21 protein-coding genes are annotated in these 21,152 nt (G+C 71.1%); 9 read left to right on the top strand and 12 right to left on the bottom strand.

The annotated features are described in order from the left end of the window. Nucleotides 1-68: 68 nt before the first annotated feature. On the bottom strand, nucleotides 69-1,358 hold the full coding sequence (locus OG322_RS30960; protein WP_329307277.1) for a glucarate dehydratase family protein: 1,290 nt from the start codon (nucleotides 1,356-1,358) through the stop codon (nucleotides 69-71). Nucleotides 1,359-1,511: 153 nt separating this feature from the next. Here OG322_RS30960 and OG322_RS30955 point away from each other — a divergent pair, with 153 nt between their 5' ends. Together OG322_RS30955 and OG322_RS30950 are read left to right on the top strand one after the other, a co-directional pair. After that, nucleotides 1,512-2,540 (top strand): phosphotransferase family protein, encoded by a 1,029-nt coding sequence (locus OG322_RS30955; protein WP_329307276.1) that lies wholly within the window; start codon nucleotides 1,512-1,514, stop codon nucleotides 2,538-2,540. A gap of 8 nt (nucleotides 2,541-2,548) precedes the next feature. After that, the gene (locus tag OG322_RS30950) at nucleotides 2,549-3,763 is read left to right on the top strand and encodes an acyl-CoA dehydrogenase family protein (protein WP_123468805.1); all 1,215 of its coding nucleotides are present in this window, start codon (nucleotides 2,549-2,551) and stop codon (nucleotides 3,761-3,763) included. 48 nt (nucleotides 3,764-3,811) lie between these two features. Here the strand turns inward: OG322_RS30950 and OG322_RS30945 are convergent, their stop codons facing one another. The 5 genes from OG322_RS30945 to OG322_RS30925 form a co-directional block, all read right to left on the bottom strand. Beyond that, nucleotides 3,812-3,976: a hypothetical protein gene (locus OG322_RS30945; protein WP_164494590.1), complete on the bottom strand. Its 165-nt coding sequence runs from the start codon at nucleotides 3,974-3,976 to the stop codon at nucleotides 3,812-3,814. 396 nt (nucleotides 3,977-4,372) lie between these two features. Continuing rightward, complete coding sequence (locus tag OG322_RS30940; protein WP_124286484.1) at nucleotides 4,373-4,951, bottom strand: GNAT family N-acetyltransferase; 579 nt, start codon at nucleotides 4,949-4,951, stop codon at nucleotides 4,373-4,375. A 15-nt stretch (nucleotides 4,952-4,966) separates the two neighbouring features. Further along, nucleotides 4,967-5,560, bottom strand: a complete 594-nt coding sequence (locus OG322_RS30935) for a TetR/AcrR family transcriptional regulator (protein ID WP_123468809.1) — start codon at nucleotides 5,558-5,560, stop codon at nucleotides 4,967-4,969. 38 nt (nucleotides 5,561-5,598) lie between these two features. Next, a complete protein-coding gene (locus tag OG322_RS30930; RefSeq protein ID WP_123468811.1) occupies nucleotides 5,599-7,257 on the bottom strand; it encodes a class I adenylate-forming enzyme family protein in 1,659 nt (552 codons plus the stop codon). Beyond that, nucleotides 7,254-8,018: an SDR family oxidoreductase gene (locus OG322_RS30925; RefSeq protein WP_123468814.1), complete on the bottom strand. Its 765-nt coding sequence runs from the start codon at nucleotides 8,016-8,018 to the stop codon at nucleotides 7,254-7,256. The genes OG322_RS30930 and OG322_RS30925 overlap by 4 nt, the downstream gene beginning before the upstream one ends. A gap of 184 nt (nucleotides 8,019-8,202) precedes the next feature. Here OG322_RS30925 and OG322_RS30920 point away from each other — a divergent pair, with 184 nt between their 5' ends. Beyond that, nucleotides 8,203-9,492 (top strand): exo-beta-N-acetylmuramidase NamZ family protein, encoded by a 1,290-nt coding sequence (locus OG322_RS30920; protein ID WP_123468815.1) that lies wholly within the window; start codon nucleotides 8,203-8,205, stop codon nucleotides 9,490-9,492. 77 nt (nucleotides 9,493-9,569) lie between these two features. Here OG322_RS30920 and OG322_RS30915 read toward each other — a convergent pair whose 3' ends face one another. Next, nucleotides 9,570-12,410 carry a penicillin acylase family protein gene (locus tag OG322_RS30915; protein WP_329307275.1) on the bottom strand — a complete coding sequence of 947 codons (2,841 nt, stop codon included), beginning with the start codon at nucleotides 12,408-12,410 and terminating at the stop codon, nucleotides 9,570-9,572. Between the two features lie 230 nt (nucleotides 12,411-12,640). On the opposite strand from OG322_RS30915, the gene OG322_RS30910 reads away from it, so the two are divergent. Continuing rightward, nucleotides 12,641-13,252 (top strand): hypothetical protein, encoded by a 612-nt coding sequence (locus OG322_RS30910; protein ID WP_123468819.1) that lies wholly within the window; start codon nucleotides 12,641-12,643, stop codon nucleotides 13,250-13,252. Nucleotides 13,253-13,329: 77 nt separating this feature from the next. On the opposite strand, the gene soxR is transcribed toward OG322_RS30910, so the two are convergent. Continuing rightward, nucleotides 13,330-13,812 carry a redox-sensitive transcriptional activator SoxR gene (soxR, locus tag OG322_RS30905; protein ID WP_329307274.1) on the bottom strand — a complete coding sequence of 161 codons (483 nt, stop codon included), beginning with the start codon at nucleotides 13,810-13,812 and terminating at the stop codon, nucleotides 13,330-13,332. A gap of 121 nt (nucleotides 13,813-13,933) precedes the next feature. Between soxR and OG322_RS30900 the strand changes: the two genes are divergently transcribed. Continuing rightward, nucleotides 13,934-14,395, top strand: coding sequence for a MaoC family dehydratase (locus tag OG322_RS30900; RefSeq protein WP_123468823.1), 462 nt, complete (start codon nucleotides 13,934-13,936; stop codon nucleotides 14,393-14,395). 22 nt (nucleotides 14,396-14,417) lie between these two features. Here OG322_RS30900 and OG322_RS30895 read toward each other — a convergent pair whose 3' ends face one another. From OG322_RS30895 to OG322_RS30885, 3 genes are all read right to left on the bottom strand, one after another. Further along, entirely contained in the window at nucleotides 14,418-15,041 is a 624-nt protein-coding gene (locus OG322_RS30895; protein ID WP_123468825.1) for a TetR/AcrR family transcriptional regulator, read from the bottom strand. 83 nt (nucleotides 15,042-15,124) lie between these two features. Beyond that, nucleotides 15,125-15,415, bottom strand: coding sequence for a YiaA/YiaB family inner membrane protein (locus OG322_RS30890; RefSeq protein ID WP_123469773.1), 291 nt, complete (start codon nucleotides 15,413-15,415; stop codon nucleotides 15,125-15,127). A 97-nt stretch (nucleotides 15,416-15,512) separates the two neighbouring features. Then, nucleotides 15,513-16,664, bottom strand: coding sequence for an acyl-CoA dehydrogenase family protein (locus tag OG322_RS30885; protein WP_123468827.1), 1,152 nt, complete (start codon nucleotides 16,662-16,664; stop codon nucleotides 15,513-15,515). Between the two features lie 63 nt (nucleotides 16,665-16,727). On the opposite strand from OG322_RS30885, the gene OG322_RS30880 reads away from it, so the two are divergent. From OG322_RS30880 to ppk2, 4 genes are read left to right on the top strand one after another with little or no spacing between them, the layout of a single operon-like run. Continuing rightward, on the top strand, nucleotides 16,728-17,402 hold the full coding sequence (locus tag OG322_RS30880; protein WP_123468829.1) for a TetR/AcrR family transcriptional regulator: 675 nt from the start codon (nucleotides 16,728-16,730) through the stop codon (nucleotides 17,400-17,402). Between the two features lie 15 nt (nucleotides 17,403-17,417). Next, entirely contained in the window at nucleotides 17,418-18,125 is a 708-nt protein-coding gene (locus OG322_RS30875; protein ID WP_123468831.1) for an ArsR/SmtB family transcription factor, read from the top strand. 33 nt (nucleotides 18,126-18,158) lie between these two features. Further along, nucleotides 18,159-19,130 (top strand): DMT family transporter, encoded by a 972-nt coding sequence (locus tag OG322_RS30870; protein ID WP_123468833.1) that lies wholly within the window; start codon nucleotides 18,159-18,161, stop codon nucleotides 19,128-19,130. Further along, on the top strand, nucleotides 19,096-20,061 hold the full coding sequence (gene ppk2, locus OG322_RS30865; RefSeq protein WP_123468835.1) for a polyphosphate kinase 2: 966 nt from the start codon (nucleotides 19,096-19,098) through the stop codon (nucleotides 20,059-20,061). Before OG322_RS30870 ends, ppk2 begins: the two co-directional genes overlap by 35 nt. Here the strand turns inward: ppk2 and OG322_RS30860 are convergent. Next, on the bottom strand, nucleotides 20,058-21,137 hold the full coding sequence (locus OG322_RS30860; protein WP_124286482.1) for a Zn-dependent alcohol dehydrogenase: 1,080 nt from the start codon (nucleotides 21,135-21,137) through the stop codon (nucleotides 20,058-20,060). The two genes, ppk2 and OG322_RS30860, sit on opposite strands and share 4 nt — an antisense overlap. Nucleotides 21,138-21,152: the final 15 nt, after the last annotated feature.

The raw sequence follows: 21,152 nt of genomic DNA, 5'->3' as shown, positions 1-21,152 counted from the left end.
ACCATCGGCGCAGGTCGCAAACTGCGCAAATCAGGCTCTCCCGGTCCCCTCCACCCGGTGCGGGGCTCTCACCAGCGCGGGATCGACGGCGTCCGCCACCGCGGCTCGGCCTTGCGCATCGCGGCGGCGTCGTCGCGCTCGCGCATCGTGCCGTCGTCGTCGAGCCAGCGGCGGTGCAGCACGGCCAGGCGTTCCCGGTCGAGCTCGACTCCGAGGCCCGGGGCGTCGGAGACGGTGAGGCGGCCGTCCTCGAAGACGTGGCGGGTGGTGATGACGTCCTCGGTCTGCCAGGGGTAGTGGCTGTCGCAGGCGTAGTCGAGGTTGGGGACGGTGGCCGCGACATGCGTCATGGCGGCGAGGCTGATCCCGAGGTGGGTGTTGGAGTGCATGGAGAGCCCGACGCCGAAGGTGCGGCAGATCCCGGCCAGTTCGCGGGTGCGGTGCAGCCCGCCCCAGTAGTGGTGGTCGGAGAGGATGACCTGGACGGCGTCCCGGGCGAAGGCCTCCGGGACCTCGGCGAGCGTGGTGACGCACATGTTGGTGGCCAGCGGTACGTCGGTGCCGGCCGCGACAGCGGCCATCAGCTCCGTACCGCTCGCCGGGTCCTCCAGGTATTCGAGTACGTCCTTGAGCTGCTCGGCGACGTACAGCGAGGTCTCGACGGACCAGGCTCCGTTGGGGTCGAGGCGCAGCGGCTGGTCCGGGAACGCCTCGGCCAGCGCGCGGACCGCGGCGATCTCCTCGTCGGGCGGGAAGACGCCGCCCTTGAGCTTGAAGGAGGAGAAGCCGTACTCACGGGCGAAGCGCCGTGCCTGGGCGACGACCCCGGCCGGGTCGACGGCCGCTCCCCAGTCGTCCCGCTCGCCGCCGTCGGGGTGCACGGCCCAGCGGTAGAAGAGGTACGCGCTGTACTCGACGGTGTCGCGCACCTTGCCGCCGAGGAGTGCGTGCACGGGCAGGCCGAGGGATTTGCCCAGCGCGTCCAGGCAGGCCACCTCGAAACCGGACACCACCGAGAGCCGCAGCTTGTCCGCGGTCTGGACGCCGCGCAGCCCGCCCGCGTCGACCCGCTCGTCGGCCGCGCGTGAGTCCGCGCACACCTCGTCGGCGAGGGCGAAGAGCCCGTTCAGATCGCTGACCGGGCGGCCGGCCAGCGCGGCGGCGAGCGGCTCGGCCAGTTCGAGGTACTTGCCGTCGCCGTAGGTCTCCCCGATGCCGGTCACTCCGCCGCGTGTGACGACCTCCACGACGAGGCGTGGGGTGTACGGCTGGTGGACGCCCTGGGTGTTGAGGAGCGGCGGGTCGGCAATGAGGATCGGGGTCAGCCGGACTTCTTCGATCAACAATGCTGTATCCATACGTGAACTCTATTCAGAGATACGACTGAACGCCAGAGGCTGGGCAGCCGTTCGGGCCGGATCGGCCACATCCGTCGGGAAGTTCACTGGACGACATACCGACTGGTCGGCATCATGAACCCCGACCGTTCATTCACCCCGGAGGTGCGCACGATGAGCCCAGTCCACCCGCCAGGTCTCGACCTCGACCGGCTGCGCGGACATCTCGACCGCGAACGGCCGGGTCTGGTGAACGGACCGCTCGACGCCCGGCTCATCGAGGGCGGCCGTTCGAACCTGACCTACGTCGTCACGGACACCGACGGCACCGGCCGCTGGGTCGTCCGCCGTCCGCCGCTGGGTCATGTGCTGGCCACCGCACACGACATGAAGCGCGAGCACCGGGTGATCAGCGCACTGCACCCGACGGCCGTCCCGGTCCCCGAGACGCTGCTGCTCTGCGAGGACGACTCCGTCATCGGCGCGCCGTTCTACGTCATGGAGTACGTCGAGGGCACCCCGTACCGCACCGTCGAGCAGCTCGCCCCGCTCGGCGCCGAGCGCACCCGCACGGCCGTGCTCGGCCTGGTGGACACGCTGGTCGAGCTGCACGCCGTGGACCCGGCGGCCGTCGGGCTCGGCGACTTCGGACGCCCCGAGGGCTTCCTGGACCGGCAGCTGCGCCGCTGGGGCAAGCAGCTGGACGCCTCCCGCAACCGCGAACTGCCCGGCATCGACGAGCTGCACGCGGCGCTCGGGCACGGACTGCCCGTCTCCCCGGCCCCGACGGTGGTGCACGGCGACTACCGCCTGGACAACGTCCTGATCGGCTCCGACGACCGGATCAAGGCCGTGCTCGACTGGGAGATGTCGACGCTCGGCGACCCGCTGACCGACCTCGGCCTGCTCGTGATGTACAGCTCCGACCTCGATCTGCCCGAGTCACCGGTCTCCACGACCAGCGGCGCGGCCGGCCACCCCTCCCCCGCCGAACTGATCGAGCGCTATGCCGCACGCTCCGGCCGGGACACCTCCGCGATCTCCTGGTACACGGCGTTCGCCTGGTTCAAGCTCGCCGTGATCCTGGAGGGCATCCACTACCGCTACACGCTGGGCCAGACCGTCGGTGGCGGCTTCGACCGCATCGGCGATCTCGTCCCCGTCTTCATCGCGCACGGCCTCACCACCCTCCAGGAAGGCTGATCAACCTCATGGACTTCGCATTCGACGCCCGTACCGAAGAACTGCGCGCCCAGCTGCTCACCTTCATGGACGAGCACGTCCACCCGGCCGAGAAGACCGCGCAGGAGCAGCGGGAGCAGCTCGCGTCGCCGTGGGACACCCCGCAGATCGTGGCGGACCTGAAGGCCGAGGCGCGCCGGCAGGGGCTGTGGAACCTCTTCCTGCCGGACGCCGAGCACGGGGCCGGGCTGACCAATCTCCAGTACGCCCCGCTGGCCGAGATCCTGGGCCGCTCCCCGCAGTTGGCGCCGACCGCGCTGAACTGCGCGGCGCCGGACACCGGGAACATGGAGGTGCTCGCCCAGTTCGGCACCGACGAGCAGAAGAAGCAGTGGCTGGAGCCGCTGCTCGCCGGTGAGATCCGGTCCGCGTTCGCGATGACGGAGCCGGAGGTGGCGTCCTCGGACGCGACCAACATCGAGACGCGGATCGCCCGCGACGGCGGCAACTACGTCATCAACGGCCGCAAGTGGTACATCTCCGGGGCGATGAACCCGGACTGCGCGATCTTCATCGTGATGGGCAAGACCGACCCGGACGGCGACGACATCCGCCGCCAGCAGTCGCAGATCCTCGTCCCGCGCGACACCCCGGGTCTGACCGTGAAGCGCGCCATGAAGGTGTACGGCTACGAGGACCACTACCACGGCGGCCACGCCGAGGTGGTCTTCGACAACGTGCGGGTGCCCGCGGCGAACCTGGTCGGCGAGGAGGGCGGCGGTTTCGCCATCGCCCAGGCGCGGCTGGGACCGGGGCGTATCCACCACTGCATGCGGCTGATCGGCATGGCCGAGCGCGCCATCGAGCTGATGTGCCGGCGCGCGGTGTCCCGCAACGCCTTCGGCAAGCCGCTCGCCCAGCAGGGCGTGGTGCAGAACTGGATCGCGGACGCCCGTGTCACGGTGGAGCAGCTGCGGCTGCTGGTGCTGAAGACGGCCTGGCTGATGGACACGGTGGGCAACCGCGGTGCGCACACCGAGATCCAGTCCATCAAGATCGCCACCCCGCGTGCGGTGGTCTCCATCCTCGACCAGGCGGTCCAGCTGTACGGTGCGGGCGGCGTCAGCCAGGACTTCCCGCTGGCCGAACTCTGGGCCGCGGCGCGGACGCTGCGCCTGGCGGACGGCCCGGACGAGGTGCATCAGCGGTCGCTGGCGCGGCGCGAGATCAAGAAGTACCTGTAGGGCCGTGCGGGCGGGCCCATGCCCCGGTGCGGGCCCGCCCGGCATCGCTCAGTAGCCGCCGTACGGTACGTGGTCGGCGAGCGCCAGTTCGCGGGCGAAGGCCCGCACCCGCAGCAGGCACCGCGCGAGGAGACGGACGCCCCGGAGCCGGTGCGGCCCGTAGGCCACGGTCCACAGGGCGGGGACATGGGACGAACCCTGGATGTGCGCCATGTATCAAGCTTCACCCCGTCCTCGCGGCCGGTCCAACAGATGGATTGGCTGGCTGCGATCGATCACGTAGATGGATGGAGATACGCCGGCTCCGCCACTTCTTGGCGGTGATCACGCACGGCAGCTTCACCGCGGCCGCCCGTGCCGAACTGATCGTCCGCGCTGAGCACGTCCGTCCGCAATCTCGAACGGGGCCCCGAGCCACCGGCTGGCGAGGGCGGGGCGCACCCTGATCAAGGACCTCGCCGACGAGCCATTCGTGGACTTCCGGGCCGGGACCGGTCTGTGGTGCTGGCGGGACGGGCACCCCGGCCGCGCAACCCGGCGGCGGTGGCGCTGCTGGAGCGGCTGGCCCGCGATGGCTCCTGAAGGGGGGCGCGGGCCGGACACGGCCCCTCAGCGGCGCGCGTCCCGGTCGCTTCCCGACCCGGCCCATTCGTGCCGCAGCAGTCCGAAGATCAGCTCGTCGACGCGCTGCCCGTCGCGCTGGATGCTCTCGCGCATGACGCCCTCGCGCACGAAGCCCAGGCTCTCGAACATCCGCACGGAGCGCGGGTTGTCGGCGAAGACCTCCGCGGTGATCCGGTCGAGGCCGAGGACGTGGAAGGCGTGGTCGACGGCCCGTGCCGCCGCCAGTTGCCCGTAGCCGCGCCCCCACAGGTCCTTCTCACCGATGACGATGCCCAGCCGGCACCGCCGGTGGGCCCGTTCGATGAGGGCCAGGTGGAGGAAGCCGATGGGCTCCGCGCGGCCGGCGAGCCCGATCGCGAGGTGGACGATGGCGTCGCTGGGACGCATCCACCGCTCCAGCGTCGCGGCTACCTCCTCACGGGTGAACGCGTGCGTCTCGTCGCCGCTGAGCCGCTGGATCTCGGTGTCGTTCTTCCACCGCAGCAGCGGATCCAGGCTCGCCGGCGTGTGGGGTCGCAGCTCGACGACGGCACCGTTCGTCCGGGAGGCCGGCTTCTCGTTCATCCGTCTGCCGCCTTCCTACGGGCGCAGGGCGCGCAGCAGCAGGTCCGCGAGGTGGTCGGCGACCTCCTGCTGGGTGAGCGGACCGTCCGGCCGGTACCAGGTGGACAGGTGGTGGACCGAGCCGAAGTGGTAGTCGACGATCAGGTCCGCCGGGGTGGCCGTGGAGAACACCCCGCTGCGCTGTCCCTCTTCCACCAGGGCGCGGAAGCGCTCGTGGTAGCGGCGGCGCTCCATCCGTACCTGCTTGTTCTTCTCGGGGCTCAGATGGTGCATCGAGCGGAAGAAGATCGAGGCGTCGTCGAGGTTCTCGATGGTGGTGACGACCACGTCGGCCGCTGCGTCGCGCAGCCGCTGCTCGACGGGCGCGTCGGCGTCCGCGAAGGCGTCGAGGCGCTCCTGCTGGAGCCGCAGCACCCGGGCGTAGACCTCCTGGAGGAGATCCTCCTTGGAGCCGAAGTAGTGGTAGAGCGCGCCCTTGGTGACGCCTGCCGCCTCGACGATCTCCTGGACCGAGGTGCGGTCGTACCCCTGCTCGGCGAAGAGCCGGGTGGCGGCGGCGAGCAGCCGCTGGGGAACGGGGGTACCGCTCCCGTCCGTCGCCTTGGCCATAGCCGCCACCTTCCTTCCGTGCGGTGCGTGAACCGGTTCTAGCGGGGTGAACGCAGTTCCCGCCTCAGGATCTTCCCACTTGCCGTCTTGGGAAGTTCGGCCAGGATCTCGACTTCGCGCGGGTACTTGTACGCGGCGAGCCGTTCCTTGCAGTACGCACCCAATTCGTCCGGTTCCACCGAGGAACCGGGCCGCAGGCTGACGTAGGCCCGGACCGTTTCTCCCCGGTAGGCGTCGGGGACGCCCACGACGGCCGCCTCGCGGACGGCGGGATGGGTGTAGAGGACGTCCTCGACCTCGCGCGGCCAGACCTTGAAGCCGGAGGCGTTGATCATGTCCTTCTTGCGGTCGACGACGTAGAGCCAGCCCTCGCGGTCCATGAAGCCGATGTCGCCGGTGCGCAGTTCGCCGTCCGGGAAGGCGGCGGCGGTGGCCTCGGGCAGCCGCCAGTAGCCGGAGACGACCTGCGGTCCGCGCACCGCGATCTCGCCCTGCTCGCCGAAGGGCACGTCCGCGCCGTTCTCGTCGATGATCCGCACCACCGTGTCCGGGCCGGGCACGCCGACCGAGAGGGTGCCGGACACCGGGTCCACCGGGGCCTCGCGCTCGGGAGGTACGGAGGCACAGGGCGCGGTGCACTCGGTGAGGCCGTAGCCGTTGCGGATGTACGGGCCGAAGGCCGCCCGGAACTTCTCCACGAGTGCGGGCGGCAGCGGTGCGCCGCCCGAGGAGATCACCTGGAAGGAGGCGAAGTGCCCGGGCGTGACGCCCGGGGTGGCGGCGAGCGCCATGAAGGCGGTCGAGGGGCCGACGGTGTAGGCGGGGCGGTGCTCGGCGAAGGCGTCGAGGACCACGCCGGGGTGGAAGCGGTAGGCGAGGACGAGGGTGCCGGCGTTGGCGAGGCAGGCGGCCAGCTGGCACACCATGCCGGTGATGTGGAAGAGCGGGGCGAGGGCGAAGTAGGCGGAGCCCTCGGTGATGGGGTGACCGGTGCGCTGGCGCTCGGCGTTGACCATGATGTTGCCGTGGGAGTTCATGGCGCCCTTGGGGGTACCGCTGGTCCCGGAGGTGTAGCTGATGAGCGCCACATCGGCGGCGGTGAGCTGCCGGTCGGCAGGGGCCGCGAGGCCCTGCCGGGCGACCGCCACCAGATCGTCGGCGTCGTCGGCCGCGGGCAGCCGTTCGAAGTTCAGCACCCGCTCGTCGTTCTTCGTCTGGAAGTCCAGCTCGCAGGCGGTGACGGCGATCCGGACGGCCGGGGCTGCCGCCGCGGTGTCCCGCAGATAGGCCTCCCAGGCCCGGTCCGAGCAGATCAGCGCGGTGACCTCGGCGTCCTTCAGCACATGGCCGACCTCACCGGACTTGTACATCGGGTTGAGGGGTACGACCGTCGCCCCGGCCTTCCAGGCGCCGAGCAGGGCGAGGACGAACTGCGGCGAGTTCTGCAGCATGATCGCGACCCGGTCGCCCCGTCGCAGCCCCCGGGCGGCGAGGTGGCCGGCCACGGAGTCGGAGAGCTCGTCCGTCTCGCGGTAGGTGAGGCGCCCGTCGAAGTAGGCGAGGGCGGGGTGATCCGGGGCGCGGCCGACGGAGTCCCGGAAGGCGTGCACCAGGGTCGCGGCCGGGTGGACGGGGGTCCGCTGGGCCTCACTGAGCAGCGGGATCCAGGGCTTGGCCGCGTAGATGGACTCGGTCATGCGACGGTCTCCTCCCACTTCTGCTGGAGGTGGTTCATGCTGCCGAGCCAGTGGTCGGTGTCCTTGGCCCGGGCCCGGTAGTACCCGGCGACCTCCGGGTGCGGCAGGACGAGGAAGCGGTCCTCGGCCATGGCCGCGAAGAGCGCGTCGGCGACCTCCTCCGGCTCGATGGCGCCGGTGGCGAGCACGAGCTCCCCGGCCGATCCGGCCGCGGTCAGCATGTCGGTGCGCACGCCCTGCGGACAGATCGCGTGGACCTTGACGCCGCGGTGGCCGTAGGTGAGGGCGAGCCATTCGGCGAAGGCGACCACGCCGTGCTTGGTGACGCTGTAGGGCGCTGCGCCGATCATCGTGAGCAGTCCGGCGGCCGAGGCGGTGGAGACGAACCTGCCGCTGCCGCGCTCCAGCCAGTCCGGGAGCAGCGCCCTGGCCGCGCGGACGTGGGCCATCACATTGACGTCCCAGGCGGCGGCCCAGACCTCCTCGTCGGCGAAGACGTCGCCGGGCGAGGCGAGGCCCGCGTTGGCGCAGTACACGTCCACCGTGCCGTCCAGGGCGTCCCGGGCTGCGTCGACGATCCGTGAGGCGTCACCGGCGACGGCGGTGGCGCCGATCTCCTCGGCGAGCGCCGTGATCCTGCCCTCGTCGAGGTCGTTGACCACGACCCGCGCGCCCGCGGCGGCGAATCTGCGGGCCAGCGCGGCTCCGATGCCGCCTCCGGCCCCCGTGACCACTACGCCCGCGCCCTGCACCGTACTCATCGCTCCCGCCTCTCTCAGCCGACTGCACCAGCAGACTAACCAGTCGGTATGTCGTCGGGGAAGAGGCTGGCGCCACTCGTGCGTCACTCCCGTCACATCCGTCCCGTCCGGCTCGTTCCCTGCGGCCCGTGTGCGCGCTAGCGTGCGTGACCATGACAGACGTCGCGATCTTGGAGGTAGCCGAATGAGCCTGACCAGACGTGGTTTGCTGGCCGCCGGCAGTGCCGTCGGAGCCCTCGCGGCGACGGCCGCGTCGGCCGGCCCCGCAGCGGCCCGCCCCTCGCACGGCAATCAGCACCCGGGCGGACACGGGAGCGGGCACGGCCGGCTCCGTACCGGCTTCGACCGGCTCTCGGCGGACGGCTACGCGCTGCTGAAGGGCCAACGGGTCGGCATCGTCACCAATCCGACCGGGGTCACCTCCGACGTCCGCCACATCGTCGATGTGATGCACCCGGACGCACGGGTGAACCTGACGGCCGTCTTCGGCCCGGAGCACGGCTTCCGCGGCACCGCGCAGGCGGGCGGCTCCGAGGGCCGGTACGACGACCCGGCGACCGGCCTTCCGGTCTACGACACCTACCTCAAGAGCGGGCAGCCACTGGCCGACGTCTTCACGGCGTCCGGCGTCGACACGATCGTGTTCGACATCCAGGACGCGGGCGCCCGCTTCTACACGTACATCTGGACGCTGTACGACTGCATGGAGGCGGCGGCCCTCGCGGGCAAGAAGTTCGTCGTCCTGGACCGGCCGAACCCGGTGTCCGGGCGGGCGGCTCTCGGACCGGTCCTCGATCCGGCCTTCGGCACGTTCGTGGGCCGCCGGGAGATCGCCCAGGCGCACGGCATGACGGTCACCGAACTCGCCCTGCTGTTCAACGGGGAGTTCCTGGCGGACCGTCCGGCCGAGCTGGAGATTGTGAAGATGTCGGGGTGGTCGCGCTCGGACTTCTTCGACGGGACCGGGCTGCCGTGGGTGCCGCCGAGCCCCAACATGCCGACGCCCGACACCGCGCTGGTCTACTCGGGCACCTGCCTCTTCGAGGGCACGAACCTCTCCGAGGGGCGCGGCACGACGCGGCCCTTCGAGCTGCTCGGCGCGGAGGGGATCGACCACACGTGGGCGGCCGCCGCGAACGCCCTCGACCTGCCCGGGGTGGCCTTCCGCGAGGCGTACTTCGCTCCGACGTTCTCCAAGTTCGCGGGCAGGACGGTGGGCGGGGTTCAGGTCCACGTGCGGGACCGGGAGGTCTTCGACCCGGTCCGCACCGGGATCGCCCTGCTGGTGACGGCGAAACAGACGTGGAGCGGCTTCGCCTGGCGGCCGGACAACTGGATCGACAAGCTCACCGGCAACACCCGGGTCCGCACGATGATCGACGCGGGCGCGGACACGGACGAGGTCGTGGGGGCGTGGGCGAAGGATCTCGCCGCGTTCCGCTCCGTGCGCAAGCGGTATCTCCAGTACCGGTGAGACGGTGCCGGGCGGGTCCGGGAGTGCGGACCCGCCCGGCGACCTGTTGTGTCCTCAAGCGCCGGACGGGCTGGGATTCAGCGATGCGCCGGGAACTCCACCACCTGCTGGTACGTCGGGCGGTTCTGCCAGTGGATCGCCTTCTGCCCGATCCCGCCCAGTGCCCGGTGGATGATCGAGTCGGTGCACCACTCCTCACCGGCCTTGCAGTTGTCGTCAGCCGGGTAGACCTCGGCCGCCGGTACCGCCGCCGCCTGCTTCAGCGTGGACAGCAGCGCCGCGCGGCAGCTGCTCAGATCACCGTTGCCGCAGTAGGTCCTGGCCAGCGGCCCCTTGACCGGCTGCCCCAGCACCTGGCGCAGGTCCTTGTCGGCGAAGCCCCACCAGCCGTACTGGAAGGCCGAACCGCTGTGCGCGCCGCTCGGCCCGTGGCTGGCCGCCGGGGACTCGTCGGTGGCGAGGTTGGCGGTCAGCGCCCCGTACAGGTCGTCGCCGAGCCCCGGCTTGAACTCCGCGTCGATCAGCTTCGGCCACCAGGCGTCCATGATCCGTACCGCGTCGGCGTAGGTGTACGCGTGCGAACCCGGGCTGCTCTCCTTGCGCTGGGCGCCCGCCGCCCGCCAGGAGTCCAGCTGCTGGACCACCGCGTTCAGCTCCGGGTCGGTGACCGGCTGGGAGCGGATCACCTTCAGCAGTTCGGGCAGCAGCTGCTCCCCGCGCAGATCGGTGAGTGCGGCGTCGGCCATCGCCCGGGTGAGGGACGCGCGGGTCACGCCGCCCTCCTCCACCAGCTTCGACACCCGCTCGTCGAGCAGATCGGCCCGGTGCACCGCGCTGAGCCCGAAGCCCGCGGAGGCGTACCCCTGGGCCTGCTTGTTGTTCCAGGACACGTAGTAGTCCTGGCCGCTGGAGTGCGGGTGCTCGGCGAACGGGGTGTAGTCGGCGGTGTTGGCCGCCGGGTCGTAGCCCTGCCACTCGTACGCCTTCTCGGCCTTGACGGGCAGCGCCGGGTCGACGCCCGGTGCGCGCACGGGGTTCATGCCGCTGTTGTAGAAGGCGGCGGTGCGCGAGTCGGCGTAGAACCAGTTGAAAGCGTAGTCGATGTTGCTCGCCGCCTTCTGGAAGGAGGCGGCGTCGGTGACGTACGAGGGGTCGTTCAGCATCTGGAAGCCGATGATCGAGTCGGCCTCGTGCCGGTAGGTGGTGCGCAGCGAGGTGTACGCGACCGGCTTGCCGTCCACCGTGGCGCGGTGGGTGACGACTCCGTAGCCGGTGCGCCACACCTGCATCCGGTAGGAGCCCTTCGCCGTGGAGTCGGCGACGGTCGGGCTCCAGGAGTTGGTGCGCTCCAGCTTCTCCATGGCAGCGCAGTCGCCGTGGTCGAGGTAGTGCGTGGAGTTCTTGGTGGGCGCGGAGCCGTCGGGCTCGCACAGTTCGACGGTGTAGGTGTCGGTGATGTCCTGTCCGGCCGAGGTGGCGCTCCAGGCGTAGTCCTGGCCGCGGCCCATCTGGATGTACATGCCGACGCCGGCGAAGGAGACACCGCGGGCGCTGATGCCGGGGCCCTGGATCTCCTGGAGCATCATCAGCTGCGGGGCGAAGTAGCCGGTCTGCGGGCCGAACACGGCGACCGGGTTTCCGCTCGCGGTGTGTTGGCCGGAGACCAGCAGGGCGTTGGACATGCCGCGCTTCTGGGCGCCGGAGCCGGAGCCGGGGAGCGAGCCCTCCGGGATGACCCCGTCGTCGTACATGCCCTGTGCCTTCTTGAGCGCGGCCGGGGCCTTGACCGGGGCCTTGGCGTCGGTGCCCGCGGAGCCGGTGCGGTCGTGGATCAGCGGCTCGGCGGTGACGGAGCCCGGATCGGGCAGGGCGGTTCCGACGGCCTTGCCGGGCTTTCCGGCGTACGGGAACGAGGTGCCGTCGTGAACGGTCAGCACGGCCTCGGGGTCGTTGCGCTGCCGGAACGACTCCCAGACCTTGGTGCCTTCGGCGACTCCGTACTTCTGCTGGGCGGAGAGCAGCGAGAGTGCCGCCTGCACCTCGCCGCCACCGCCGCCGCCGAACTGGCCGCCGACCACGGAGGCGATCGAGATCAGGTCGGTCAGCTCGAACGGCTGGATCTCACCGACGTTGGTGATGGCGTCGATCTTGCCGGTGAGGACGTACTCGCCGGGGAAGTAGCGGCCCTTCTTCGACTTGTCACGATAGGAGTTGATGCCGTCGACATAGGCCTGGGCATCCGCCATGGCCTGTTCGCCGCGGGCGCCCTCGTGGGTCCTGATGTACTCGACCTGGGCCTGGAGATCGGCCTCGGTGTACGGGGCCTGCGGCCAGAACTGCTGCTCCAGGCCCTGGTTGGCCAGCGCGCCTCCGGCGAACGAGGTCAGCTGCCCGCGCCCGATGTGGCGGAAGAGGTCCATCAGCCAGAGCCGGTCCTGGCCGGCCGCGAATCCGGCGCCGAACTCGGTGCCGTAGCGGGTGGTGCCCTTGATGTGCGGGACGCCGGACACCTTGTCGCGGGTGATGGTGACGTCGTTGCGGGGCGAGGTGACGGACTCGACCTGGTCCTTCGCGACGCCGAAGGAGGCGTCGTTGAAGAAGTCGGTCAGCTTCTGGTCGGTGAGGCCGGTGTGCCCGGCCACCAGCCCGTCGTAGCGGTCGAGCTGGTCGTCGCTGTGCGCGGGATGGGTGCCGAACGCCTTGTTGCCGAGAATGTCGACGAGGGTGGCGTTGCCGTTCTCGCCGGGCGGCAGGATGTCGTCGCACTGCCCCTGGCAGTAGTCGGTGACGGGATCAGGCTCGGCGGCGCCCGCGTGGGGGGCGGTGGCCAGCAGAGAGGCACCGAGTGCGAGAACGGCCGCGATCATGGCGGCTCGGGACTTGCCGGTGCGGGCGGAAGTGCCGGTGCGTGGGGGCATGCATGCTCCTCGGGGAGGCCGATGCGCCGGACGTTACCGGCGGTATGACCCGTCGGTGAGGTGAACATCGGTCACCTTTTCCGAATCACCACACGCAGTCACATGACGACCGGTCATCTCACCAAATGGACGACCACACCCTTGGATGGAGCCGATCCGGGCAGTTGTACGTCCATTCAGTGACGCCGAGGTTCGGGCGACGGAGTACGAGCGACGGAGGTGGCAGCGCAATGGCCGGTTTCCGGAGTCTTGCGAGACAGGTCCGCGATCCGCGGAGCGACCTGGCACTGCGGCGGTACTCGCTGCGCAAGTGCCTGGAGCGCTTCGCCCCTTACGGGCACCGGGCGACCTGGGATCATCTGTGTGCCCGGCACGGAATCGGGCCCGAGGACCGGGCCCCCGATCCGGTGCGGCTCATGCGCGCGCTGGAGGAGCTGGAGACGGCCCGCGCGGTCTGGCTGGGCTACGAGGCGGGGTTCGCCGAGCGCCGCCGGCGGGAGAAGCACGACGGGCTGCGCCGGCCGGGCGCGTTCGACGACTGGCACCGGCGCACCTGGGGCGGGAACGGGGTCGCGCGGTGCGACGACCCGGCCGTGCACCCGGCGGCGCCGCTCGCGGAGGTGCTGGCGCGGCTGATCTCCGCCCTGGAGACGGAGCCGGGCACCGGCTGCCCGGTGTGCGCACAGGCCCGGATCGCCTGGCGGCAGGACCTGGACAGCGAGCCGTGGTCCGGTCCGGTCTGCACCGGGTGCGGGATCGTGGTGCCGCAGCCCGTGCTCACCCGGGCGGCGCTGGCGAAGGCCCGGCGGACCCGGCTCGACGACCTGGCATCGGTGGCCTGAGGAACGGAGCGGCCCGCCCGGCGCCCGACGCGACACGCGGGGCTGCCGGGCAGGCACAACCACGTCGGCCGGACCCCTCAGCTCCCTTCCGAGGGCCCCTTCGCGACCTTGCTCGGCATCAGTCGCGAGCCGCTGATCCGCTCACCGGAGATGTCGTCCGGGTTGGAGAGCACACAGGTCTCCAACGACAGACAGCCGCAGCCGATGCAGTCGGTGAGGTGGTCGCGCAGCCGCGCCAGCTGTTCGATCCGCCCGTCCAGCTCGGAGCGCCACGCCTCGGAGAGCCGCGCCCAGTCGTCACGGTTGGGGGTGCGCTCCTCCGGGAGTTCGGCCAGCGCGTCCCGGATGGTGGCGAGCGGGATACCGACCCGCTGCGCCGCGCGGACGAAGGCGACCCGGCGCAGCGCGTCCCTGCTGTAGCGGCGCTGGTTGCCGCTGGTGCGGCGGCTGCCGATCAGGCCCTTGGCCTCGTAGAAGTGCAGGGCCGAAACCGCGGCGCCGCTGCGCGCGGAGAGCTGGCCGACCGTGAGTTCATGGAGTGTCTGTGGGATCTGGGGCACTCCTCGAACCCTACGTGGCCGGTCCCCGGCCGGTCCGTCGTTGACAGGAACGCACCCGCGAACCATGCTGAGCAAGCGCTTAGACAGGTGGGCCGAGAGCAGGAAGGCAGGGACCAGGAACATGACAGAGCCAAGGATCTTCACGTCCGCGCAGGAGCTGCGTGACGGAGTGGGCGAGCAGCTGGGCCACAGCGACTGGCTGGAGATCGAGCAGAAGAGGATCGACCTCTTCGCCGACGCCACCGGCGACCACCAGTGGATCCATGTGGACCCGGAGCGCGCCGCGGCCGGACCGTTCGGCACGACGATCGCGCACGGCTACCTCACGCTCTCGCTGCTGCCGGCGCTCGTACCGCAGGTCATGCGGGTCGAGGGCATGAAGATGGGCATCAACTACGGGACCAACAAGGTCCGCTTCCCCTCCACGGTGCCCGTGGGATCACGGCTGCGGGCGACGGCCGTCCTGAAGAGCGTCGAGGAGGCGGGCGGCGGCGTGCAGGTCACCGCGGTCGTCACGGTGGAGCGCGAGGGCGGCGACAAGCCCGCCTGTGTGGCCGAGTCGGTGTCGCGGTACTACTTCTGAGCCCTGCCCGGGGGCGGCTGCGTCACCGTTTGGCCGCGACCATGCGCAGCACGAGGTCGGCGTACAGATCGCCGACCTCGTCCGGCGTCCGGCTGCCCTGGGCGTTGAACCACCGCGCCACGTCGATGCAGAGCGAGAGCACGGCGAGCGTGGTGCCCGGTACGTCCGGGACGTCGAACTCCCCCGCCGCCACGCCGTCGCCGATGATCCGGCGCACCACCGCGTCACTCCTGCGGCGCAGTTCGATGATCTCGGTGCGGTGCTCCTCGCTGAGGGCGTCGAGCTCGTACTGGACCACGCGTGCGGTGGTGTGCCGTTCGGCGTGCCATTGGACGAAGGACCGTACGGCGTCGGCGAGCCGCCCGGCGGCCGTGCCCTCGCCGTCGGCCGCCGCCTCCAGCACGGACAGTGCGCGGTCGTGACCGATCCTGCTGATCCGGTGGAGCAGCTCTTCCTTCGTCTTGTAGTGGATGTAGAGAGCGGCGGGGCTCATTCCGGCGCGGCCCGCGATGTCCCGGGTGGTGGTCGCGTGGTACCCGCGCTCGGCGAAGGCCTCGACGGCGGCGACGAGGAGCCGCCGGGCAGCCTCGGGCGTCACTTCGGCCCACGGCGTGTTCTCGCCGTCGGTCTCCTCCGCCGTGCTCATCGTCTGTGGCCCCTCTCAGTCAGCAGGACGCACACCATACCCCGATCCTGAGCAAGCGCTTAGGGGTCCGGTGGATGAGATCGTCAGAGCTTCTGGAAGGGGTCGTGCTCGGCGAGGATCTTCTCCAGCCTGGCCTGGTCGACCCGGCTGACCAGCTGGCCCGCCTCCTGCCGGTCCCTGATGACCTTGGCCAGGGTGAAGCAGGACGTGACCAGATAGAGGACGCCGATGGCGAGGAAGCCGCGCACCCAGACGTCCGCGTCGAGGAAGTAGATCCCGAGGGTCACCGCACCCATCGCCACCCCGAAGGATGCGACGGCCTGACCGTAGAAGGCCGCGGTGCTCTGCTGCTTGACCGATGTCGTCTCACTCATACCGCTCAGCATCCGGCGGCCCGGCGCACGCCACATCCGTCCGCGTACTCAGCCCGGTACTCAGACGCCCGTTCGAGGTGCCCGGCGGCGGGAGGTCTCAGAACGCGGACACCCCGGTCAGCGCCCGGCCGATGATCAGCTTCTGGATCTGGCTGGTGCCCTCGTAGAGCGTCATCACGCGGGCGTCGCGCAGCAGTTTGCCGACCGGGTACTCATCGATGTAGCCGTAGCCGCCGAAGACCTGGAGGGCGTTGTTCGCGGCACGGACGGCGGCCTCGGAGGCGAAGAGCTTGGCCTTGGAGGCGGCGGTCGCGAAGTCCTCGCCGCGGTCGATCAGGTCGGCCACCCGCCAGGTGAGCAGCCGGGCCGCGTCGACGTCCACGGCGATGTCGCTGATGAGCTCCTGGACGAGCTGGTAGCCCGCGATGGACTTGCCGAACTGCTCGCGTTCACCGGCGTATCCAACCGCCGCGTCCAGGGCTGCCCGGGCGATGCCGACGCAGCCGGCCGCCACCGACATCCGCCCCTTGGCCAGGGCGGACATGGCGATCGAGAAGCCCTTGCCCTCGGGGCCCATGAGGGTGGCGGCGGGGACGCGGACGTCCTCCAGCACCAGCTCGGCGGTCGCCTGTCCGCGCAGGCCGAGCTTGCCGTGGATGGTGCGGCGGCTCAGGCCCGGGGTGCCGGCGGGGACCAGGAAGGCGGATATGCCCTTGTGGCCGGGGGTGTCGTTGGTGCGGGCGAAGAGGAGCACCACGTCGGCCCAGGTGCCGTTGGTGATGAACATCTTCGAGCCGTTGATGACGTAGTCCCCGCCGTCCCGCACGGCCCTGGTCGTCAGATTCCCGGCGTCCGACCCGGTACCCGGTTCGGTGAGGCCGAAGCAGCCCACCGCGTCGCCCGAGGTCAGCCGCGGCAACCACTGCCGCTTCTGCTCCTCGTCGCCCCAGGCGGCGATGGTCTTGGCGACCAGCCCCAGCGAGACGGAGACGATGCCGCGGACCGAGGAGTCGCCGCGGCCGAGCTCCTCGGTCACCAGGCAGTACGTGAGGTGGTCGCCGCCCGAGCCGCCGTACTCCTCGGGGACGGTCAGCCCGAGGAAGCCGAGGGAGCCCAGCTTTTTCACGATCGACTTGTCGACGTTCTCGGACCGGTCCCACTCGACGACGTGCGGGGCGATGTCCCGGGCGACGAAGTCCTTGGCGAGCTGCCGGACGGCTTCCTGCTCCTCGCTGAGCTCCAGGTTCATCGGTCGGCCCTCCACTTTTAATTAGCACTGCTAGTTTTATGACTGGGCCCTACTATGTGCCGCATGGCCCGTCCGCGCAAGCCCCTCCTCAGCAGAGACCGCATCGTCGCGACGGCGGGTGCGCTCGTGGACGCCGAGGGGCTCGACGCCGTCTCGACCCGCCGGCTGGCGGCCGAGCTCGGGGTCAGCGGGCCCTCGCTCTACAACCACTTCCGCAACAAGGACGAGATTCTGGACGCGGTCGCCGACGCAGTCTCCGCGCAGGTCGATCTGTCGATGTTCGACGAGTCCGACAGCCGTGACTGGCGGGCCGCCCTGCACGACTGGGCGGTCTCCTATCGTGCGGCGCTCACCGAGCACCCGCACATCGTCCCGGTGCTGGCCCAGGGCCCCGGCCGCCGCCCGGCCGGTCTGCGGGTCGCGGACGCGGTGTTCGGCGCCATGGTCCGCGCGGGCTGGCCGCCCGCCCAGGCCACGTACATCGGCGCGCTGATGCGCTACTTCATCACCGGATCGGCACTCGGCTCCTTCGCCCGGGGCTTCGTGGACGACGAGACGGCCTACGACCCCGCCGACTACCCGCACCTGGGCCAGGCCCACCTGCTGGCCGAGCGCCGCCAGAAGGTCGACGAGGGGGCGTTCGAGACGGGGCTGCGGGCACTGATCGACGGCCTCGGCCTGCAGTACACGCCGTCCGTGGCGGCCGGGACCGTTCGGCCGGCGCCGAAGCGTTCCTGACGCATCCTGGAACACATGGCATACCCCGACCCGGCCGCGCCCCGGCTCGCCGCCCTGGCCGCCCTCCTCGCCGACGAGACCCGCGCCGTCTTCTGCCTGGCCCTGCTCGACGGCCGGGCCTGGACCGCGGGCGAGCTGGCCCGGCACGCCTCGGTGGCCCCGTCGACCGCCAGCGAGCATCTGGGCAAGCTCGTCGCGGGCGGGCTGCTGGCCGAGGAGCGGCAGGGCCGGCACCGCTATCTGCGGCTCGCCGGCGAACAGGTCGCGCACCTCGTCGAGGAGCTGGCGGGCCAGGTCGCCCCCGCCGCCGCCCCGCCGCGCACGCTGGGCGCGGCGGGCGCCGACAGCGCGTTGGCCCGCGGCCGCACCTGCTACGACCATCTCGCCGGCCGCATCGGCCTCGCGATCACCGATGCCATGACCGTACGGGGGCTGCTGAGGCAGGACGCAGGCTTCGCGCTCACCGACGCGGGGCTCGACTGGTTCGGCGCGCTGGGCATCGGTCTGGAGAACCGGTCGCGGCGTCCGCTCGTACGGAGCTGTCTGGACTGGACCGAGCGCAGGCCGCATCTGGCGGGGCTCGCGGGCGCCGTCCTGTGCCGCCACACGCTGGAGGCCGGGTGGTGCGTACGGATCGGGTCCGGGCGGGCGGTGCGGGCGACCCCGGAGGGGGAACGGGCGCTGGCCGCGCGCCTCGGCATCGAGCCGGCGACTATTCGGTAGGCGCCGAAGGGTCGCGGCCTTACGGTCAGGCCCATGACGACTACCCCCGCCCCCGCTCCACGCTCCGACTGGCGGGCCCCCGCCGCCGCCTGCACCACCGTGGTGCTGTGGGCCTCCGCCTTCGTCTCCATCCGCAGTGCGGGCGAGGCCTACTCCCCCGGCGCGCTGGCCCTCGGCCGGCTACTGACCGGCTCCCTGGCGCTGGGCGCGCTCCTGCTCATACGGCGCGAGGGCCTCCCGTCACGGGCGGCCTGGCCGGGGATCATCGCCTCCGGACTGCTGTGGTTCGGCCTGTACATGGTGGTGCTCAACTGGGGTGAGCAGCAGGTGGACGCGGGGACGGCCGCCATGGTCGTGAACATCGGCCCCCTCCTGATCGCGCTGCTCGGCGCCCGGCTGCTCGGGGAGGGACTGCCGCGCCGGCTGGTGCTGGGCATGGCCGTGTCCTTCGCGGGCGCCGTGGTGGTCGGGCTCTCCATGTCGGGGAAGGGGAGTTCCTCGGTCCTGGGCGTGCTGCTCTGTCTGCTGGCCGCGGTGGCGTACGCGGCCGGGGTGGTCGGCCAGAAGCCCGCGCTGGGGCACGGATCGGCGCTCCAGATCACCACGTTCGGCTGTCTGGTCGGCACGGTGGCGTGCCTGCCGTTCTCCGGGGCGCTGCTCTCGGACGCCGCCGACGCACCGCTGTCCGCGACACTGAACATGGTCTATCTCGGCCTCTTCCCGACCGCGCTGGCCTTCACCACCTGGGCCTACGCGCTGGCCCGTACCACCGCGGGACGGATGGGAGCCACCACCTACGCGGTGCCCGCGCTCGTCGTGCTGATGGCGTGGCTGCTGCTGAACGAGGTGCCCGCACTGCTCACCATCGGCGGCGGGCTGCTCTGCCTCGCCGGGGTGGCGGTGTCCCGGATGCGTCCGCAGACTGGTGCGACGCGGAGGAATCCGGCCCGGCCGATGGAGGGACCCCGGCATGACACGGAGCGCCGAGCAGCGGACCGGCCGTAGCCAGGGGACGAAGAAGGCGAAGAAGGCGAAGAAGCAGAGGAAACCGGCGGTGGCCGTCGGTGGCGAACAGGCCCTGGTGACGCCCGAGGGCCCCGCCCGCGACGCCTGGCGGGAGGACTACCCGTACGCCGAGAAGCTCGGCCGCAAGGCGTACGACAAGTCCAAGCGGTCCCTCCAGATCGAACTGCTCAAGCTCCAGCACTGGGTCAAGGAGCACGACGAGCGCCTCGTCGTCCTCTTCGAGGGCCGCGACGCCGCGGGCAAGGGCGGCACGATCAAGCGGTTCACCGAGAACCTCAATCCGCGTGGCGCGCGGGTGGTGGCGCTGGACAAGCCCACCGAACGCGAACGCACCCAGTGGTACTTCCAGCGGTACGTGGCTCATCTCCCGGCCGCCGGGGAGATCGTGCTTTTCGACCGGTCCTGGTACAACCGGGCCGGTGTGGAGTGGGTGATGGGGTACTGCTCACCCCGCGAGTACCTCGAATTCATGCACCAGACACCGGGGTTCGAGCGGATGCTCGCGCGGGACGGCATCCATCTGGTGAAGTTCTGGTTCTCCGTCTCGCGCAACGAGCAGCGCAACCGGTTCATGAACCGGCAGACCGATCCGGTGCGGCAGTGGAAGCTCAGCCCGGTCGACCTCGCCTCGCTCGACAAGTGGGACGCTTACACCGAGGCGAAGGAGCTGATGCTCTTCCACACGGACACGGCGGACGCGCCCTGGACCGTGGTGAAGAGCAACGACAAGAAACGGGCCCGCCTGGAGGCGATCCGGCACGTGCTGCACCGCTTCGACTACCCGGACAAGGACAGGTCGGTGGCCCGGGAGCCGGACCCGCTGATCGTGGGCCCGGCCTCCCGGTTGTTCGAGAAGGGCGAGATGGCGTCCCGGCTGCTGACCACGGGCCGGTCGCCGGACAGTCCCTAGAAGACCACCAGGGCCCGGCCGCCCTTGCCGGCGATCATGTGGTCGAAGGCGGCCGGGATGCCGTCCAGCGCGATCCGTTCGGTGACCATCATGGAGAGGTCGAAACGGCCCGCCCTGATGTGGTCGGCCAGCACCGGCAGATCGCGGGCCGGGTCGCTGTTTCCGTACACGCAGCCCGTCAGGGACCGGCCCCAGTGGAAGATCTCCAGGGCGTTGAAGGTCACCTCCTGGTCCTTGCCGCCGATGCCGACGACCGTGGTGCGGCCGCCCCTGCGGGTGGACTCCCAGGCGGCGCGGATGGTGGCGGCCCGGCCGACGCACTCGATCGCGACGTCCGCGCCCTGGCCGCCGGTGAGCCCGCGGATCTCGCGGGGTGTGGTGGCGGAGGCGATGACGTAGTCGGTGGCGCCCGCCTGCCGGGCCAGCTCCTCCTTCTCCGGGGAGACGTCCACCGCGATGATCCGCGAGGCGCCCGCGATCCGGGCGGACTGGAGCACCGCGAGGCCCACGCCGCCGATGCCGAACACGACGACGGACTCACCCGTGCGGACCCGCGCGCTGTGGTGCACCGCGCCGTACCCGGTCAGCACCGCGCAGCCGAGCAGGGCGGCGTCGGTGAGCGGGATGCCGTCCGGGGCGGGCAGCACGCAGTTCGCGGCGACGACGGTCTCCTGTGCGAAGGCGGCGACGTTCAGCCCCGGGTGCAGCTCGGTGCCGTCGGCGGTGTGGGCGTGGATGTTCGCCGCCCCGGTCAGGGCGTTGACGCAGAGCCAGACCTCGCCGATCCCGCAGTGGTGACAGCTTCCGCAGGACGGCGCCCAGTTGAGCACCACTCCGTCGCCGGGTGCGACCCGGGTGACGCCGTCGCCCACGGAGACGACGGTGCCCGCTCCCTCATGGCCGAGGACCGCGGGCACCGGCACCCGCATCGTGCCGTTGGACAGCGAGAGGTCGGAGTGGCAGACCCCGGCGGCGGCGAGACGGACGCGCACCTGGCCGGGACCGGGCTCCGGAAGGGCGATGTCGGCGATCTCCAGCGGAGCTCCGACGGCGGACAGTACGGCGGCGCGGACCACGGACTGGCTCCTTGC

It is taken from the genome of Streptomyces sp. NBC_01260, assembly GCF_036226405.1.
Lineage (GTDB): Bacteria > Actinomycetota > Actinomycetes > Streptomycetales > Streptomycetaceae > Streptomyces > Streptomyces laculatispora.
Note: the sequence above shows the minus strand (reverse complement) of the source record. Positions and strands in the feature narration are given on the sequence as shown.

Coding starts and splice junctions, on each gene's coding strand:
- OG322_RS30930 (WP_123468811.1), bottom strand. CDS start 7,257: ATGACCGAGTCCATCTACGCGGCCAAGCCCTGGATCCCGCTGCTCAGT.
- OG322_RS30895 (WP_123468825.1), bottom strand. CDS start 15,041: ATGAGCACGGCGGAGGAGACCGACGGCGAGAACACGCCGTGGGCCGAA.
- OG322_RS30890 (WP_123469773.1), bottom strand. CDS start 15,415: ATGAGTGAGACGACATCGGTCAAGCAGCAGAGCACCGCGGCCTTCTAC.
- OG322_RS30880 (WP_123468829.1), top strand. CDS start 16,728: ATGGCCCGTCCGCGCAAGCCCCTCCTCAGCAGAGACCGCATCGTCGCG.
- OG322_RS30955 (WP_329307276.1), top strand. CDS start 1,512: ATGAGCCCAGTCCACCCGCCAGGTCTCGACCTCGACCGGCTGCGCGGA.
- OG322_RS30925 (WP_123468814.1), bottom strand. CDS start 8,018: ATGAGTACGGTGCAGGGCGCGGGCGTAGTGGTCACGGGGGCCGGAGGC.
- OG322_RS30885 (WP_123468827.1), bottom strand. CDS start 16,664: ATGAACCTGGAGCTCAGCGAGGAGCAGGAAGCCGTCCGGCAGCTCGCC.
- OG322_RS30950 (WP_123468805.1), top strand. CDS start 2,549: ATGGACTTCGCATTCGACGCCCGTACCGAAGAACTGCGCGCCCAGCTG.
- OG322_RS30935 (WP_123468809.1), bottom strand. CDS start 5,560: ATGGCCAAGGCGACGGACGGGAGCGGTACCCCCGTTCCCCAGCGGCTG.
- OG322_RS30910 (WP_123468819.1), top strand. CDS start 12,641: ATGGCCGGTTTCCGGAGTCTTGCGAGACAGGTCCGCGATCCGCGGAGC.
- OG322_RS30945 (WP_164494590.1), bottom strand. CDS start 3,976: ATGGCGCACATCCAGGGTTCGTCCCATGTCCCCGCCCTGTGGACCGTG.
- OG322_RS30900 (WP_123468823.1), top strand. CDS start 13,934: ATGACAGAGCCAAGGATCTTCACGTCCGCGCAGGAGCTGCGTGACGGA.
- OG322_RS30870 (WP_123468833.1), top strand. CDS start 18,159: ATGACGACTACCCCCGCCCCCGCTCCACGCTCCGACTGGCGGGCCCCC.
- OG322_RS30920 (WP_123468815.1), top strand. CDS start 8,203: ATGAGCCTGACCAGACGTGGTTTGCTGGCCGCCGGCAGTGCCGTCGGA.
- OG322_RS30915 (WP_329307275.1), bottom strand. CDS start 12,410: ATGCCCCCACGCACCGGCACTTCCGCCCGCACCGGCAAGTCCCGAGCC.
- OG322_RS30960 (WP_329307277.1), bottom strand. CDS start 1,358: ATGGATACAGCATTGTTGATCGAAGAAGTCCGGCTGACCCCGATCCTC.
- OG322_RS30875 (WP_123468831.1), top strand. CDS start 17,418: ATGGCATACCCCGACCCGGCCGCGCCCCGGCTCGCCGCCCTGGCCGCC.
- OG322_RS30940 (WP_124286484.1), bottom strand. CDS start 4,951: ATGAACGAGAAGCCGGCCTCCCGGACGAACGGTGCCGTCGTCGAGCTG.
- ppk2 (WP_123468835.1), top strand. CDS start 19,096: ATGACACGGAGCGCCGAGCAGCGGACCGGCCGTAGCCAGGGGACGAAG.